Source organism: Sphingomonas sp. PP-CE-1A-559, from assembly GCF_004340965.1.
Taxonomy (GTDB): Bacteria; Pseudomonadota; Alphaproteobacteria; order Sphingomonadales; family Sphingomonadaceae; genus Sphingomonas.
In genome coordinates this window covers 598412-616011 of the sequence record NZ_SLYA01000001.1, presented here as the reverse complement: position 1 = coordinate 616011, position 17600 = coordinate 598412, and the positions used below count along the sequence as shown (strand labels likewise).

13 protein-coding genes and 1 tRNA gene are annotated in these 17600 nt (G+C 63.8%); 9 read left to right on the top strand and 5 right to left on the bottom strand.

The window, feature by feature from the left end; translation table 11 throughout:
* The first annotated feature begins 142 nt into the window (after positions 1–142).
* Positions 143–376: a hypothetical protein gene (locus C8J42_RS02730; protein WP_176501462.1), complete on the top strand. Its 234-nt coding sequence runs from the start codon at positions 143–145 to the stop codon at positions 374–376.
* Between the two features lie 605 nt (positions 377–981).
* Here C8J42_RS02730 and C8J42_RS02725 read toward each other — a convergent pair.
* Complete coding sequence (locus C8J42_RS02725; RefSeq protein WP_133018818.1) at positions 982–1578, bottom strand: FKBP-type peptidyl-prolyl cis-trans isomerase; 597 nt, start codon at positions 1576–1578, stop codon at positions 982–984.
* A 126-nt stretch (positions 1579–1704) separates the two neighbouring features.
* Positions 1705–1911 carry a 30S ribosomal protein S21 gene (gene rpsU, locus C8J42_RS02720; protein WP_055878578.1) on the bottom strand — a complete coding sequence of 69 codons (207 nt, stop codon included), beginning with the start codon at positions 1909–1911 and terminating at the stop codon, positions 1705–1707.
* 177 nt (positions 1912–2088) lie between these two features.
* On the opposite strand from rpsU, the gene cysS reads away from it, so the two are divergent.
* Both cysS and C8J42_RS02710 read left to right on the top strand, forming a co-directional pair.
* On the top strand, positions 2089–3522 hold the full coding sequence (gene cysS, locus C8J42_RS02715; RefSeq protein ID WP_133018817.1) for a cysteine--tRNA ligase: 1434 nt from the start codon (positions 2089–2091) through the stop codon (positions 3520–3522).
* A gap of 243 nt (positions 3523–3765) precedes the next feature.
* Positions 3766–4704 (top strand): D-2-hydroxyacid dehydrogenase, encoded by a 939-nt coding sequence (locus C8J42_RS02710; RefSeq protein WP_133018816.1) that lies wholly within the window; start codon positions 3766–3768, stop codon positions 4702–4704.
* On the opposite strand, the gene C8J42_RS02705 is transcribed toward C8J42_RS02710, so the two are convergent.
* Positions 4698–4862, bottom strand: coding sequence for a hypothetical protein (locus tag C8J42_RS02705; protein ID WP_162236723.1), 165 nt, complete (start codon positions 4860–4862; stop codon positions 4698–4700). The two genes, C8J42_RS02710 and C8J42_RS02705, sit on opposite strands and share 7 nt — an antisense overlap.
* 203 nt (positions 4863–5065) lie before the next feature.
* Here C8J42_RS02705 and C8J42_RS02700 point away from each other — a divergent pair, with 203 nt between their 5' ends.
* Together C8J42_RS02700 and C8J42_RS02695 are read left to right on the top strand one after the other, a co-directional pair.
* Entirely contained in the window at positions 5066–6439 is a 1374-nt protein-coding gene (locus C8J42_RS02700) for a 3-deoxy-7-phosphoheptulonate synthase class II (RefSeq protein ID WP_056486578.1), read from the top strand.
* Positions 6440–6523: 84 nt separating this feature from the next.
* A tRNA-Glu gene (locus C8J42_RS02695) sits at positions 6524–6598 on the top strand.
* Positions 6599–6980: 382 nt separating this feature from the next.
* Here C8J42_RS02695 and yghU read toward each other — a convergent pair.
* Complete coding sequence (gene yghU / locus C8J42_RS02690) at positions 6981–7874, bottom strand: glutathione-dependent disulfide-bond oxidoreductase (RefSeq protein ID WP_133018814.1); 894 nt, start codon at positions 7872–7874, stop codon at positions 6981–6983.
* A gap of 230 nt (positions 7875–8104) precedes the next feature.
* Positions 8105–11473, bottom strand: coding sequence for a TonB-dependent receptor (locus tag C8J42_RS02685; protein WP_165895406.1), 3369 nt, complete (start codon positions 11471–11473; stop codon positions 8105–8107).
* Between the two features lie 165 nt (positions 11474–11638).
* Between C8J42_RS02685 and C8J42_RS02680 the strand changes: the two genes are divergently transcribed.
* From C8J42_RS02680 to C8J42_RS02665, 4 genes are read left to right on the top strand one after another with little or no spacing between them, the layout of a single operon-like run.
* On the top strand, positions 11639–13141 hold the full coding sequence (locus C8J42_RS02680) for a tryptophan halogenase family protein (RefSeq protein WP_133018812.1): 1503 nt from the start codon (positions 11639–11641) through the stop codon (positions 13139–13141).
* Entirely contained in the window at positions 13138–14538 is a 1401-nt protein-coding gene (locus tag C8J42_RS02675; RefSeq protein WP_133018811.1) for a tryptophan 7-halogenase, read from the top strand. Before C8J42_RS02680 ends, C8J42_RS02675 begins: the two co-directional genes overlap by 4 nt.
* Positions 14535–16052 (top strand): tryptophan halogenase family protein, encoded by a 1518-nt coding sequence (locus C8J42_RS02670; protein WP_056060162.1) that lies wholly within the window; start codon positions 14535–14537, stop codon positions 16050–16052. Before C8J42_RS02675 ends, C8J42_RS02670 begins: the two co-directional genes overlap by 4 nt.
* Complete coding sequence (locus C8J42_RS02665) at positions 16049–17536, top strand: tryptophan halogenase family protein (RefSeq protein WP_133018810.1); 1488 nt, start codon at positions 16049–16051, stop codon at positions 17534–17536. The genes C8J42_RS02670 and C8J42_RS02665 overlap by 4 nt, the downstream gene beginning before the upstream one ends.
* Positions 17537–17600 lie beyond the last annotated feature (64 nt).

Sequence of the window (17600 nt, the reverse complement as noted above, 5' to 3'; positions counted from 1 at the left end):
CTCGGCTATAGAGAAACAGCGGAAGTGTGTGTTGCACTGCCGCAACAGTGCGATCCTCTTCGCGTTGTTACAAAGGGCCTTAGTTGCGTTGGGTAAGGTTTTATGCCATTGCCTGCCGCGACGAGCACAAAGGGAGTTCATCATGCGTCTTGGGAAGTATCTCCTGACCGCAGCAGCAGCCACGATGGCAGTTGCTCCGGCCATGGCAGCACCGGCAAATCTGTCGGTTGCACATTCGGTCCGTTCGGGTTCGGTTTCGGCTGACAAGAACGAGCTCGCTGGCGGCGGCATCATCGTTGCGGTTCTCGCAGCAGCTGCAGTTATCGCCGGTATCGTTATCGTTGCAGACAACGACGACGATTCGGACAGCAACTAAGTCTTACGACTTTAGTTCGAGAAATAGCGGTCTTCGGGCCGCTATTTTTTTGCCTGCCGTTCTTTGGACAGGCCGTCCAGTGCATGCCGAAGCACAATGTGCTGCCGTGTCACGCTTAGAACTCAGCCCCCGATCTGCTCCATACCGTCGATGGCCAAAGGCATCCGGTAGGCTCCGGCTGCGCTATTCCGTGCAGAGCGGACTAGAACCCGCACTTGCTCAGGATGGCTGAGCATGAGGTGGCATCAGCCTTAGCGCCGGAAGCCGAAACAATACCTGCGACGACGTATCGCCGCGTTGCTCATCCGAACGACGTCTGAACTTACTGACCTCGCAGCACCCGACTGCCATACAGGTCAGCCTAATGCCCTCTACGCCATCCTCCGCTGCGAATGGATTGCACGCCGATCCTCTACCGGATCAGGTCAACCTTCTACCGGGTAGCCCACTTGTCCGCCGACCGAACGAGCAAGCTCATCACAGGCTCGCGCATAACGGCACGACGCCTGGCCTGAACGCAGAACGCGCCCCGCAATGAAGCGAGACGCGTTGCAAATCCGATATTCTATCGCGGTACGGGTTCAGACCCATACCCCCACCATCACTTACTGAGACGGCGGCGTCTGCGCGCCACCGGGCATGCCGCCCGGCGCACCGCCTGGCATACCACCAGGAGCGCCGCGACCCATCTGCGCCTGCGCCTGCATCTGCTGGACCACGCTCTGTGGCAGGAAGTCGAGCAACTCGACGTCGAACACGAGCGTCGAATTCGCCGGAATCGGACCGTTAGCCTTGTCGCCATAGCCAAGCACCGGCTTCATCCAGAAGCGGTACTTCGCCCCCTTCGGCATCAGCTTCAGCGCCTCGGAGAAACCGGGGACCACGCCGGTGACGGGCATCGGCGCCGGCTGCTGCGACTTGTCGAAGGTGGTGCCGTTGAGCAGCTTACCCTCGTAATTCACCAGCGCGACGTCGGCGTCGGTAGGCTTGGCCGCACCGGGCTTGCCGGGCGCGATGACCTTGTACTGCAGGCCGGATGCGGTAACGACCACGCCCCGCGCGCGCGCATTGCGGGCCAGGGGATCGTCACCCTGACGCGCCAGCGCAACCGCGGCGATCAGCGCAAGCGCGATACCAACCCAGAGATAGACGAGGTAGCTGCGCTTGGTTGGCTGCAGCGGCACTGCGGTGACGGTCGACATCGGATCAGGCCCCGGTCATCTGGTCACGCCGGAGCGCCGCGCGTGCCGTTGGAAAGCAATTGGGGTGCCGATCACGACACCCCGAACTATCGACCCACCCGCTCGCCGGGTACGGCCGACAAAATCTTAGCGTGCGCCGTCGCGCTCTGCGCGCTTGCGGTCGAGCTTGCGCGAGCGACGGATCGCTGCTGCACGCTCACGTGCGCGCTTCTCGGACGGCTTTTCGTAATGCCGGCGCAGCTTCATCTCGCGATACACGCCCTCGCGCTGCAGCTTCTTCTTAAGCGCGCGAAGGGCCTGGTCGACGTTGTTGTCGCGTACGATGATCTGCATAAACCCGATAAGCTCCGGACGAATAGATTTTTGCCGTCGCGAACAGGTCCGCGCCGCATGAACTGGGCCCCCTATCAGCGGAGCACCGTCGTTTCAAGCCAAACCACTTATTTTGGCGGGTCTGCCCGGCATGTCAGCGCCTTTGCGGGAGGGCGCATGCAGCGCTAAGAGCAGGCCATGACCCGCATCCCCCTGACACTGTACAACAGCCTCTCGCGCCAGCTCGAGACCTTCCAGCCGATCGATCCAACCAATGTCGGGCTCTACACCTGCGGGCCGACCGTCTATAATTACCAGCATATCGGCAACATGCGCGCGTTCCTGTTCGCGGATACGCTGGGTCGCGTGCTGCGGTGGAAGGGGTGGCCGACGACCCACATCATCAACATCACCGATGTCGGCCACCTGACCTCCGACGCCGATGTCGGCGACGACAAGATGGAGAAGGCCGCCGCCGCACAAGGACGCTCGATCTGGGAGATCGCGGCCTATTATACCGACGTGTTCAAACGCGACGTCGCGCGCCTCAACGTCGTGCCGCCGGCCCGCTGGGCGGTCGCGACGGATCACATCGCCGAGATGATCGCGTTCGCCGAGCAGATCGCGCCGAAGCATTGCTACACGCTCGACAGCGGGCTGTATTTCGACGTGACGACTGTCCCGGACTATGGTCGCCTCGCACGGGCTGCGACCGATGATGTCGAAAGTCGGATCGAGCCGGTCGCCGGCAAGCGCAACCCGCAGGACTTCGCGATCTGGCGTACGTCCACGCCCGGCGAGAACCGCCAGATGGAATGGGATTCGCCTTGGGGTCGCGGGGCGCCCGGCTGGCATCTCGAATGCTCGGTGATGAGCAAACATTACCTCGGCGCGCATTTCGACATCCACACCGGCGGGATCGACCACCGCGAGATCCACCACCCCAACGAGATCGCGCAGAACCAGGCGCATTGTGATTGCGCGGATACCGGCGCGAGCGTCTGGATGCACAACAACTTCCTCGTCGAGCGCGCGGGCAAGATGTCGAAGTCGACCGGCCAGTTCACGACCATGCAGACGATCGTCGACCGCGGCTTCCACCCCCTCGCCTACCGACTGATGTGCCTCCAGGCGCATTATCGAAGCGAGCTGGAATTCTCCTGGGAGAATCTGGCCGCGGCGGCGATCCGCCTGAAGCGCATGGTGCAAGCGGTCGAGACGTTGCGCGCTCGCGAGCCCGGCGGCCCGTCGGGTAGCGCGCATGCCTATGCCGACCGACTGGAGGAGGCCGTCTCGGACGATCTCGCCACGCCGCGCGCGCTGCCGATTCTCGACGAACTGCTTGCGGACAAGCGGGTCGCGCCTGCGGACCGTGTCGCTGCGCTGGACGATTTCGACGCGGTACTGGGGCTGGACCTGGCGACGATCCGCCGCGAGGACCTGCGGATCCGGCCAATCACGGCGACGATCGACGAGGATGCGATCGCCGCACGGCTGGCGGATCGCCGCGATGCGCGCGCTGCGAAAGACTTCGGGCGATCGGACGCGATCCGCGACGAACTCGCCGCCGCAGGTGTCGAGGTGATGGATGGCGATTCGCTAGGTTGGGACTGGAAGATCGTGGTGGTGTGAGCACGTCGGGTAGGTCCAGGAACTAAGGCCACAGGGAAAATCTGATCGTCATTCCCGCGCAGGCGGGAACCCATACTGGCAAGCCTCACGGTTAAATCGCGAGCCCTTGAGCATCGTCATCCCCGCCTGCGCGGGGATGACGAGACCATTATGGCAGCGTGTTACTGCAGGGGAACGCGGGACCGATCCGTCGCAGAGCGCGGCATAACTTGACATGCCCCGCCGCACGCCGATGTTCCCCGGATGAAAGCCGTCCTCCCAGCCGCCGCCCGCCCGCTCCTCGAACCGCACCTGCCGGGGGACCTAGACGTCGCTTGGTTCGCCAAGCCGGACGAAGCCAACGCGATGATCGCAGACGCGGAGATCGCCTGGGTGGATATGCAGCCGACCGAACTCGTCGCCGACGCGATCCGCCATGCCGGGCCGAACCTCAAATGGGTCTCGACGATCTATTCCGGGCTTGACGCGTTCCCGCTCGACACTCTGCGGGAGAACGCCGTTACTTTGACCAATGGTGCCGGCATCAACGCCGTCGCGGTCGCTGAATATGCGGTGATGGCGGTGCTCGTCGCCGCCAAGCGCTTCGATACCGTCGTCCGCGCGCAGGACCGTCATGAGTGGTTGAAGGACGCGCCCGGCAAGATCGAACTCGCCGGAACCAAGGCACTTGTCATTGGCTATGGCACGATCGGCAAGATGATCGGCGACCGATTGAGCGCGTTCGGGGTCGAGGTCACCGGCGTAACGCGCACCGGCCGCGATGGCACGGTCACGCCCGACGCTTGGCGCGATCGGCTCGACGCGTTCGACTGGGTAATCCTCGCCGCGCCCTCGACCGACGCGACGCACGCGATGATCGGTCGCGAAGAGTTACACCGGATGAAGCCGTCCGCCTGGCTGATCAACATCGCGCGCGGCGACATGATCGACGACGATGCGCTGATCGCGGCACTAACCGATGGGACGATTGCCGGGGCCGTGCTCGATCCGACCAGCCCGGAGCCCCTGCCCGCGGATCATCCGCTTTGGTCGACGCCTAACGCGATCGTCACGATGCACCTGTCTGGCCGTAGCCAGACGACGATGTTCGCTCGCGGGGCGACACTGTTCCTCGACAACCTCGCGGCGTTCCTCGCCGGTCGGCCGATGAAGAACGTCGCCGATCTCGACGCGGGTTACTGACCGGTCTGGGTCGTGGCCGGGCGGGGGCTGCGATTGTAGCTCTTGATTCCGCGGCGACGAAGTTTGTCGGCGCGGCGGCGGCGCGAGTACATGATCAGGATCGGTACGCCGACCAAAATACCCCCGCCGATGATCGAAAGTGCGATGATGATACGCATTGGCATGTCCATGTGGCGACCATGCCAATTGGACAGCGAAGACGCCATATATTTTTTAATCCAGGATGAATGGATTTAGCACTCACATCCGGTCGAACGACCTGCGCAGCATTTCGCCGCTGTCGGCCAAGCTTTACTTCGTTGCGCAAAATGGCGTTTTCGCGCATTGCCACCGTCACAATTCATCAATCGGACGACATGATATGGCCGCGAACTGGGCCCCCGACAGCTGGACGCGTCACGAGGCACGGCAGCTTCCCACTTATCCCGACGCCGCAGCGCTGACCGCCGCGACCGATCAGCTGGCGACCTTCCCGCCGCTCGTCTTCGCCGGTGAGGCGCGCAACCTGACCGCATCGCTCGCCGAAGTCGCGGCCGGCAAGGCGTTCCTGCTGCAGGGCGGCGACTGCGCCGAGTCCTTTGCCGAGCATAGCGCGAACAACATCCGCGACACGTTTCGCGTCATTCTGCAGATGGCGGTCGTCCTGACGTTCGCGTCGAAGCTCCCAGTGGTGAAGCTCGGTCGCATGGCGGGCCAGTTCGCCAAGCCGCGCTCGACCGATACCGAGACGATCGGCGGCGTAGAGCTGCCCTCGTACCGCGGCGACAACGTCAACGACATTGCCTTCACCGCGGAATCGCGCGCGCCCGATCCCCAGCGGATGATCCGCGCCTATTCGCAGTCGGCCGCCACGCTCAACCTGCTGCGCGCGTTCGCACAGGGAGGATACGCGAACCTGCACCAGGTCCACCGCTGGACGCACGACTTCATGGGCCGCAGCCCGTGGTCGAAAAAATATGCCGAGACCGCGGACCGGATCGGCGAAGCGCTCGAGTTCATGGCGGCCTGCGGAATCGACCCCGAGACCGTGCCGCAGCTCGCGCAGACCCATTTCTACACCAGCCACGAGGCGCTGCTGCTCCAGTACGAGCAGGCGCTGACCCGGCAGGATTCGCTGACCGGCGACTGGTACGACACCAGCGCGCATTTCCTGTGGATCGGCGATCGCACGCGGTTCGAGGGCTCGAGCCACGTCGAATACCTGCGCGGCATCGGCAACCCGATCGGTATCAAGTGCGGCCCGAGCCTCGAGCCCGACGCGCTGCTGCGGATGCTCGACACGCTCAACCCCGGCCGCGTACCCGGTCGGATGACGCTGATCACGCGCTATGGCTACGACAAGATCGAGGCGAACCTGCCCCGCCTAGTCCGTGCCGTCACGCGCGAGGGCCATCCGGTTGTCTGGAGCTGCGACCCGATGCACGGCAACGTCGTCAAGGCCGCCAATGGCTACAAGACGCGTCCGTTCGACCGCATCCTCGCCGAAGTCCGCGGCTTCTTCGCGGTCCACCGCGCGGAAGGCACGCACGCTGGCGGCATCCACGCCGAGATGACCGGCCAGAACGTGACCGAGTGCACCGGCGGCGCGGTCGACGTGACCGAGCAGAGCCTCGCCGATCGCTACCACACGCACTGCGACCCGCGCCTCAACGCCAGCCAGAGCCTCGAGCTCGCCTTCCTGCTGGCCGAGATGCTCAATGAGGAAATGGCCGAGCGGAAGAAGGTCGCCGCCTGAAGAAAATGCTGCGGGCGTTCAAGAATGTTCGGCAACTGTCTTGACGCCTGCCACCCCATTCCGTAGACGCCCGCTTCTGCTAACGGCCCCTTCGTCTAGCGGTTAGGACGACGCCCTCTCACGGCGTAAGCACGAGTTCGATTCTCGTAGGGGTCACCAGCTTCCGCTTCGTGACGGAAGCGATCAGCGACATTCATTTTCCGCGCGAGCATCAGGGTTTGCCCCTTTCCCGTTGATACTTGTCGACGCGCATTTCCAAACGAAACGTTTTCGTGTCGAGTGGGGAAACCGATCGATCGATGGCTCGCGTCTCACCGCTGCAACAGTCTAGACCGGCCGCCTGCTCGCCATCATTGAACGCTTCACCGCTGCGGTGATCGAAGGCGACGTCGGACCCGCGCGGTGTGTCATTCAGGGCATGGCAAACGGCTAAGCAAAGCCGACCCAGATCGATGCCGCAGCAGGCATCGATCTGGGTCGCTCTGATTGCGTCGCGAAAGCGGTGACCAGGTAACGACCGCTCAGTGCCTTGAGCGAAGCGTCACCTTGTTGCGCCGTCAGCCGCTGCGGCGTCGAGCTTATCCTGCGTCCGCGTATCGAAATCGCCGGCGTCGTGGCGCTCAGGGAGCTGACTGGAAGGATCACCCATCACGCGGTTGACCATCCGCCCACGCGCCACTGCGGGCCGCGCGGCGATCAGATCGGTCCAGCGCAAGACGTTCTTGTAGTCGTTGACCTGAAGGAACTCTGCGGCCTCATAGACCAGCCCCTTCACCAGAGCACCGTACCAAGGCCACACCGCCATGTCGGCGATCGAATACTCGTCGCTGCCAAGATACTCGCTCTCGCCCAAGCGCCGGTCGAGAACGTCGAGCTGCCGCTTCACCTCCATCGCGAATCGGTCGATCGCATATTCGATCTTTACCGGCGCGTACGCGTAGAAATGCCCGAACCCACCGCCGAGCATCGGCCCCGCCCCCATCTGCCAGAACAGCCACGAGAGCACCTCGGCGCGCTTGGCGACTTCGGTGGGCAGGAACGCACCGAACTTCTCGGCGAGATAGACCAGGATCGAGCCAGACTCGAAGACCCGGATCGGGCTTTCACCACTGCGATCGACCAGTGCCGGAATTTTCGAGTTCGGGTTGGCCTCGACGAAGCCGCTGCCGAACTGGTCGCCGTCCATGATCTTGATGAGCCAGGCGTCATATTCGGCACCCGTGTGACCAGCAGCGAGAAGCTCCTCGAGCATCACCGTCACCTTCACCCCGTTGGGCGTCGCCAGCGAATAGAGCTGCAGCGGATGTTTGCCCACCGGCAGTTCCTTGTCGTGCGTAGCGCCGGCGATCGGGCGGTTGATGCTGGCGAACCGGCCTCCGCTCTCCTTGTTCCAAGTCCAGATCTTCGGCGGCGTGTAATCGGCGGTCTTGGTCATTAGGATTCTCCGCGTGGGGTTATTCCTTGTCGGCGCCGTGAGCCGTTGCGGAATATGACGCAAGCGCGGAGTACATCTGGTGAACTGGTTTGCACGTGATCAGACGTGCGCCGCAGTGCCGCCACCACACCGCCATGCCGCGCCGCGGACGCAACAAGGGGCGCCCCGTACGATCGGGACGCCCCAAACGATTATATCAAGCCGACCAGACCAGCCGGCCAGCTATCGCCTTACTTGATCGCGACGCGGATCGAGAAGGTGAAGCGGCGATCGTTGATGAACCAGTTGCGTGGCCGGGTCAGCAGGTCATCGTTGATGACGTACGACGTCCGCGTCACCGAGTTCGTCAGGTTCACGCCCTGGAAGCCCATCCGCACCGCCGGCGTGATCGCATAGAAGACCGACGCATCGAGCTGCCCGTACGACTCTGCATAGACCGGCGCGAACGGCGTGATCACATCGCGGATCGTCAACAGGTTCCGTGACCGCCAGTTATACGCGGCGCGCAGTTCCAGGCCATTGCGCTGATAGAACGGCCCGATATTGAACTGGTACTTCGACAACCCCTGCAACGGCAGCTTCCCGGTATCGACGGAGGAGATGATCCCCGCCGTTACGTTCGGATCGTTCGGGTCCAGCTGTTGCTGCGACACACCCGTCGAATGCACATAGGTGAAGTTCGCCGAGAGCCCGAGACCGCCTAGCACCGACGGCAGGAAGCCATAGGTCTGCTGGTACCCGACCTCGAACCCGCGCACCTTGCCCGTATCCCCCGAGTTCAGCGGCGTCGTGACGATGGCATCGAACGTCGAGCCATTGTTGGTGAACGACAAGCGCTGCGTCCCGACGGACTGTACGCCGTACAGGTTCTTCGCGAACGCCGAGAAGGTCAGCTGACCGACGCTCGAGAAATACCATTCCGCAGTCAGATCGTAATTGTCGGCACGGACCGGCTTGAGGTTCGGGTTGCCGACGTCGAAGATCGCCACCGGTCCGCCGTTGAACAGGATCGTCTGGTCGCTGGTCGTCAGCCCGATATTGTAGAACGACCGGGTCTGCCCGAAATCGGGCGGTGCGACGCTTTTGTTGAACGCGGCGCGGAACTGCAGGCCACCCCCTACCGCCAGCTTCACGTTGAAGCTCGGCAGGAAGTAGTCATAGGTCAGCTTGGTATTGTTCGGCACGAGATTGCCGTTTTGGAACGCCAATGCAGCTGCGCGGGTCGCGTCCGGCAGCGCACAGAACCGCGAGATTGCAGTGCCGTTGGCGGGTGGAACGCAACTGAACGATTGGTTCGGGAACGAGAAGAAGCCCGACGAGATACGCCGTGTCTTGGTGTAGCGCACGCCGACATTGCCGCTCAGATTCCACCCGTTCGACAAATCGTTGCCGAAGCGGACTGCGAGATAGGCGGCGTTGTTACGCTCGCTGACCGGATTTACCTCGCCCGGACGGAACGGCGTTCCAGCAATCACGCCCGAACGCTGCGCCAGCGGCACCCAGCCATCCGCGCCCGAATTGGTCGACGTAAAATTACGCCATTCGTGCGCGATCTGGCTGATCTGCTGGACCGCGGCGCCGTAATCCTGAAGCTGGCTACCCGGATAGAATACACGGCCACCGTTGGACGCATCATTGGCCTGCCCACGGAAGAAATTATCGTAGGTGAAGGCCTGTTGCGGCCCCGGCGCGCCCGCGTCGCGGGTCGTCGGATTGCCATCGATCGGGCGGTCGAACCATACCGGTCCGCCGGTCGACCCCGGTGCGGTCATGCTGCCATCGCCGCCGCCCCAGATCTCGCTCAACACGCCCCAGTTATACGCGGTCGACCGCGCTTCGTTCTGACGATCGGAGAAGCGATAGCCGGCGCGGATCGACGTCAGCCAGCTTTCCTCCGGGAACGAATAGTCCAGATCGATGCGCGCGGCGTCTTCGTTGCCCTTGCTGTCCTCGATATGGTCCATCGCCGACCGGTAGAAGCTGTTATACGGGTCCGCGTAGCTCGGATGCGCCGCATTCTGGTAGTTGTTGGCGCCGTTGGTAACGGGAATGAAGTTCACATAGGCCGGGTCGCTGCCGTTCAATCGAATGTCGGCATTCTGGTAGGTCGTCCCCCAGACGGTGAGATCGCTAACGTTTACCTTCGACCAGACGTGCTGGTAGTCGACGGTCACGCCCAGACGCGTCGTCGGCTGCCACTTGAAGTTGAAGCTGGCGTCGTTGGTGATGTAACGTGCCGTGTTGCCGCGCGCGATGTTGTTGCTCTGCAAGCCATTGGTCGGCGTACGCATGTCGCTACCCTGATCGGCGCGATAGCCGTTCGGACCGGTGATGAGACCGCTGGTGAACGCATTGTCGTCGTCATACGCGAAGCTCGTGCCGGGGAATGGCTGGGAGTCCCCCGCGGTCAAAACGTTGTCGGTAGCGACTTCGATCGAGTTCTCGGTCCAGGCCTCGCGCGAATCCGCGCGCAGGAACTGCGCGGTCGCGGTCATCTTCTCGTCGTTGCTGCGCCACTGGCCAGCCGCCGAATACCCGTAGCGCGTACGGTTGAATTCCTGGCTGCGGATCGCCGCACCGCGCGGCACGTACACCGTCGTCCCGACGTTCGGAAGGTTGTTGGCGCCGAGCGGCTGTAGCAGGTCGCCCCCGCTCGTGAGTACGCGTTCGCCCCAGTTCGAGATCTGGACGCTGTCCGCGCGTGAGCGAACCTGCGATCGCACGAAGCTGCCAAGCAGGCCGAACTGGCCGATGCCGGTGTGCCAGCGATCGCTGGCGAGGACAGAAACGGTCGGCGAAGACTTCTTGACGAAATCTCCGTAGTTGTTCTCCAGCGTGCCGCCCAGCGAAAGCCCGGTGGAATCGAACGGCAGGCGAGTCCGCAAATTGACCGTACCGGCAATGCCCCCTTCGATCATGTCGGCCGACGGGCTCTTGAACACGTCGACGCCGCCCAGCAATTCCGAAGGAACATCGGCGAACGACAGGCCACGACCGTTGTTCGCACTGAACGAATCGCGGCCGTTGATCTCGGAGCGCGTGTAGGTGAGACCGCGAACGACGACACCCGACCCTTCCGTCGAGAAGTGGTCCGGATCGACGCCAGCGGAGAAGTGGCTAATCGACACGCCCGGAACGCGCTGCAATGCTTCGGTGACCGAACGGTCCGGCAATGCACCGATATCCTCAGCCGAAATCGAGTCTACGACGACTTCGGAATTCTTCTTGATCGCCTGCGCGCTCTGCAGACTGCGACGAATGCCGGTGACCACGATGTCCTGGTTGGCGGCCTCACTCTGCGGTGTCGCAGTCGATTGCTCGGCCTGAGTCGGCCTAGCACCGCCCGAGGGAACCTGCGCGTTTGCGGAAGGCTGCGCCTGCCCCGAAACGGACGTATCCGCACTGGCCGCCGCCGCCCGATCTGAAGGTGCGGTACGGTCAAGCGCCGCCGCCGTCGGCGTGCTCTGCGTGGGAACCGGCTCAGCTTGCTGGGCCTGCAACGCTTGCGGTGCGGCGGCCAAGCAGAGCGCGATCAACGATGCCCCGCCTTTCAACGCACCAACACGACGAGACGCAACTAGGATATTCGCAGTGGTCATGACGTTTGGCATCCCCTTTACAGATAGCGCTATCATTTGTTGGCGCGCTTTATCTGCCGGGCGAGGTAGCGTCACACGAATGTAACAGCTACATAAAAGGTTAAGAACGTTCGGAAATGAGCGCGCAGTTGCTAAGATACAACACAGAGAGGATGACGATTGGCCATGAGCGCCCGCATACAAGTCGTGATCATTGGTGGCGGTACCGCCGGTTGGATGACTGCCGCAACACTGGCGATGAGTTTCGCCGGGCGACTTGCCGACGTGACCCTGGTCGAGTCGGAAGACATCGGAACGGTCGGCGTCGGCGAAGCGACGGTTCCGCACATCCGATTCTTCAATCAAAAATTGGGTATCGACGAAGCCGACTTTATTCGTCGTACAAATGCGACGTTCAAGCTTGGCATCGAATTTCGCGATTGGGGCCGTATCGGCGACAGCTACATCCATCCCTTTGGCGATTTCGGGCACGACATCGATGGCCTGCCTTTCCACCAGTATTGGGCGCACGCGACGCGCGGTGGCGCTGACGGCTTACCGAAGCTGGAAGACTGCTCGCTGCCGATCGTCGCCGCGCGCGACAATCGTTTTACGCCGCCGCTTGAGGATCCGCGCTCGATCGGGTCGACCTATTCCTACGCCTATCAGTTCGATGCGACGCTCTACGCTGCCTATCTGCGCGACTATTCCGAAGCGCGCGGCGTCGTCCGGATCGAAGGACGCGTCGATGCGGTCGAGCAAAGCGCGGGCGGTATAGACGCGGTTCGCCTTGCCGATGGTCGACGGATCGCGGGTGACCTGTTCATCGACTGTTCGGGCTTTCGCGCACTCCTAATCGATGGCGCACTAAAAGTCGGACATGAGGATTGGTCGCACTGGCTGCCGTGCAATGCTGCTTGGGCGGTCCCGACCGCCAATGCCGGTGCGTTGACGCCGTACACGCGGGCGACTGCGCGCGAAGCTGGATGGCAATGGCGCATTCCACTCCAGCATCGCACGGGGAACGGTCACGTCTTCTCGACACGGTTCACCGATCCGGAAACCGCACGTGCGGTGTTGATGGATAACCTGGAGGGCGAGGCGCTTGCCGAACCGCGCATGCTGCGCTTTCGGACGGGCCGGCGAGATCGGCAATGGGTTGGGAACTGCGTCGCGATCGGCTTGTCCGCGGGGTTTCTCGAACCACTCGAATCGACCAGCATCCACCTGATCCAGCTCGCGATTGGCAAGCTCATCGAACTGTTTCCATCCGGTGGCGTGTTCGACCCAGCGGATGCGGCGGAGTTCAACCGCGCGATGGCATTGGAATATGACCGGGTCCGTGACTTCCTGGTGCTGCACTACTGCGCCACGGAACGCGACGACACGCCATTCTGGCGCTACATGCGAACCATGACCCTGCCCTCGTCGCTGACCGAGAAGATCGCCGAATTCCGCGAGCGGGGCATCGTCGCATCCTATCGAGAGGGCATGTTCCTGCCGGCGAGTTGGCTTGCCGTCTATTACGGCCAACGCATCATGCCGGATCGCGTGAACCCGTTGATAGCGGATATCACGATGGCAACATCGCGGGCCCATGTCACCAGGGTCGCCGCCGCCTGTGCGAGTGCAGCCAAAGCGATGCCCTTGCACGAAGACTATATAGGACGGATCAAGGCCGCGGCATGAGCCAGACCGTTGCAATCCTAGGCGCGAACCTGTGCGGCTGGATGACCGCCGCCGCGCTTGCCCGTCGCCTGCCTCGTGACGCCTATCATGTCGTCGTGATCGACGATGGCACGACTGGCGACGGGCTAGGCGATTTTGCGCCGGTGATAGCGGTGCCGCCAGCGCTTGGCGGGTTTCACGCCGATCTTGGTATCGAACCGACGGCGCTTGTCCGCGCAACCGGCGGAGGCCATGCGCTCGGCGTCGCGTTCGGTGGCTGGCGCAAGGACGGCACCGCGGCGTTCCTGTCCTACGGCGAAACGGGCATGCCGCTTCAGGGGATTGCGTTTCACCAGCTTGCCGGGCGGCTGCGCAAGGACGGGGCCCATGTGCGTCTGGCCGACTATGCCTTGTCTGCGGTTGCCGCACAGGCCGGCCGGTTCGCTCTCGAAGCCCCGATCGCGCATGCGTTGCATCTGCCGGTCGAACGCTACACCGCGGTGCTACGCGCGGCCGCGATGAACTTCGGTGCGTCGTGCGCGAACGCACCGTTGGCCGACCCACGGATCGACGCGAACGGCATCGTCGAGATGTTGAAATTGGCGGACGGCACCGATATCGCACCGTTGCTCGTGCTGGACTGTTCCGGCAGCAGCGCGCGCATCGCGAGCCGGACGGCGCCGGCATTCGACGATTGGTCGGCTTGGCTGCCGTGTGACCGGACGCATACGCAAACGCTGTCGGCAGCAGGCGCACCGCCACCCTACACGCAAATCGATGTGCAGGGTTCGGGCTGGACCGCAACCTGGCCCCTCGGTGGCGCCGACGTGCGTTTGACCTGTACCGCGGGTGGCGAGGGCACGCCGTTCCGTGCCGGCCGCCGCGTCGAGGCCTGGCACGGCAACTGTATCGCACTCGGCGCCGCTGCAGGTCTTATCGAGCCACTGCACCCAACCGCGCTGACGGTGCTGCTGCGGTCGCTGGCGCAGCTCATCCAGCTTTGGCCCGCAGAATGCCGCGCACCCGTCGAAGCCACGGCGTTCAATAGATTTACGGCAAACGCCATGACGGGCGCCCGCAACTTCGTCATCGCACAGAAGGCCGCAGCCCGCGGTTCAAACGCGATCGGGGACGAGCGCAGCGAACCGGTGCTTCCCGATGCCGTCGAGGCGAAACGCACTCTATTTGCTGCCCGCGGACGTCTGCCGATGTTCGACGACGAACCGTTCGAAGAGGAGGACTGGGCCGCGATGTTCGACGCGATGGGTCTTGTGCCACGGCGGTACGACGCGCGCGCCGATGCGCTGCCCCTGGCGACGATCCAGCAGCATTTCGCCGATCATCGCGCGCGGATCATTGCGCAGGTCCGTGCGCTTCCGCCTTACGCGCACGCCATGGCCGAACTGGCTGCCGCATGACGCTGGGTTCGCCTGTCCGCCGCATCGTCATCGTCGGCGGCGGCACCGCGGGCTGGATGGCGGCCGCCGCGCTGGCACGACTGATCCCGACGGGCGCCAGCGTCACCCTGATCGAGTCCGATACGATCGGCACCGTCGGTGTCGGCGAAGCAACGATCCCGCCGATCCGGGCCTTCAACGCGATGCTCGGCATCGACGAAGCGGCGTTTCTGGCGGCGACCGCAGGCAGCTTCAAGCTCGGCATCGAGTTCGTCGACTGGGGTGCGATCGGCGAACGCTATCTCCACCCGTTTGGCGGGTTCGGCTTCGATATCGAGGGCGTCCGCTTCCACCAACATTGGCGACGTCGCCGAGCCGCAGGCGTGGTCGAGAACATCGACGCCTACTCGCTGTGCGCGGTAGCCGCGCGGGCCGGGCGGTTCGCCCCCCCCTCGCCCGACCCGGCATCGATATTGTCACAGATGGCGCATGCCTATCATTTCGACGCCGGCCTTTACGCTCGGTTCCTACGAGGTCGTGCGGAACGCGACGGCGTCACTAGGATCGAGGGCGAGATCGGCGATGTCGCGCTTGACGGCCATACCGGACACGTCCGTCATGTCACGCTCGCCGGCGACCGCCGGATCGAAGGCGACCTGTTCCTCGACTGCTCCGGCTTCCGCGGGTTGCTGATCGAGCAGGCGCTCGGTGCCGGTTACGAGGACTGGACGCGCTGGTTGCCCTGCGACCGCGCCGTCGCGATGCCGACCGCCAATACCGGCACCGCGATCACGCCATACACCCGGTCGACCGCGCGCGAAGCCGGATGGCAATGGCGCATTCCGCTGCAACACCGCACCGGCAACGGCTATGTCTACAGCAGCGCGCATTGCTCGGACGACGAGGCCGCCACGACCTTGCTCGACGGTGTAGATGGGCCGCCGCTTGCCGACCCTCGCATCCTGCGTTTCACGGCAGGGCGACGCCGAAAACAGTGGATAGGCAACGTCGTCGCGCTCGGCCTAGCCTCCGGCTTCACCGAGCCGCTCGAATCCACCAGTATCCACATGGTGCAGACCGGTATCTCGAAGCTGCTGGCGTTGTTCCCCGACCAAGGTTTCTCGCCGGTCGAGATCGATACCTATAATCGTCTTGCCGAAACGCAGTTCGACCAGGTTCGCGACTTCCTGGCGCTTCACTATCACGCGACCCGCCGGACCGATTCCCCGTTCTGGCGCGAGGCCGGGGCGCGGGCGATCCCCGATAGTCTGGCCGAGAAGATTGCCCTGTGGCGACGTCGCGGACGACTGTTCCGATGGGAGGACGATCTGTTCGCCGAAGCAAGCTGGGTCGCAGTGTTGCTGGGGCAAGGCATCGTTCCCGAGGGCTGGGACCGTCTTGCCGATACGGTCGACGCCCGCGACGTAGACCCCCGGTTTGATCGGTTGCGCGCGATGTTCGCAGACGCCGCAGCCCGGATGCCGCGCCACGAAGACTATCTCGCCCGTACCAGCCCGACGCGTGTGCGCGCATGACCGACGCGCTACGATCTGTAACGATCGTCGGTGGCGGCACCGCGGGCTGGATGGCCGCGGTCGCGTTCGGGCGACTGCTTGGCCCTGCCGGCACACGCGTGACGTTGATCGAATCGGACGATATCCCCACGGTCGGCGTGGGCGAAGCAACGATCCCGCCGATCCGTACTTTCCACGCGATGCTCGGGATCGACGAGGACGCCTTCCTCCGCGCGACCGGCGGCAGCTACAAGCTCGGCATCCGGTTCGAAGGCTGGACGCGTCCGGGCGAGTCCTATGTCCATCCGTTTGGCCAGATCGGGACCGACATCGCTGGCGTATCGTTCGCGGCGCAATGGTTGCGCGCACGGCATGCGGGCCTCGCAGCCCCGCTGGGTGCCTATTCACTCGAGGCGCGCGCGGCGGAGACCGGCCGTTTCTCACGCCCGATTGCCAATGGCGACTCACCCCTCTCGCGGATCGGCTATGCCTATCATTTCGACGCCGGGCGCTACGCCGCGTTCTTGCGCACGCAGGCCGAGGCATACGGCGTCGTCCGCCACGAAGGGCTGGTCGAACGCGTCGAACGCGGCCCGGCGGGTATCGCGGCCGTCCATCTCGCCGACGGCAGCCGCATCGCCGGCGACATGTTCCTCGACTGCTCCGGCTTTCGCGCCCTCTTGATCGAAGGCGGGATGGAGGCAGGATGGACCGACTGGGCCGAATGGCTGCCCTGCGACCGTGCCGTCGCAGTGCCTTCGGTTGCCGACGCCGCACCGCTGCCGCTCACCCGGGCGATTGCCGAGCGTGCCGGCTGGCGCTGGCGTATCCCGTTGCAGCACCGCACCGGCAACGGCCATGTCTTCTCCAGCCGCCATATTAGCGAGGACGAGGCGACCGCTACGTTGCTGGCCGGGGTGGAAGGCGAGACGCTTGCCGACCCTCGTGTGATCCGTTTTGCAACTGGCCATCGCAATTACTTCTGGAGCGGCAACTGCATCGCCCTGGGTCTGGCGGCCGGGTTCATGGAGCCGCTTGAATCCACCAGCATTCATCTGGTGCAAAGCGGATTGCAGCATCTGCTCAGGATGTTGCCGACGGGCGCGCGTCCCGCCCCGGCCGTGGTCGAGCGCTACAACCGCATCATGACCGCGGAATTCAGTCGCATCCGAGACTTCCTCGTCGCACATTACCATTTGAATGCGCGCGCCGAACCCTTCTGGCGCGACCGCGCAGCAGCAGCGATCCCGGAAGGCTTGGCCGAAAAGCTTGCATTGTTTTGCGCCGGCGGCCGCATCTTTCGAGAGGCCGACGAACTGTTCAACGAAACCAGCTGGCTCGCTGTGTTGACCGGACAGAACGCCCCCGTCTCAGGCTACGATCCGATCTGCGACGGCATACCGATCGAGACCGCCGCCAATCGGTTGGCGCAGATCGAACGCGTAGTCGCTACTTCACTGACGCATATGCCATCCCATGCCCATGCGCTCGCAAGGTTGGCGTGAACCGTATCGGCTGATGCTCGAGCCGCTCACCGTCGTTGCGGCTGCGACTAAACTCGACCGACAC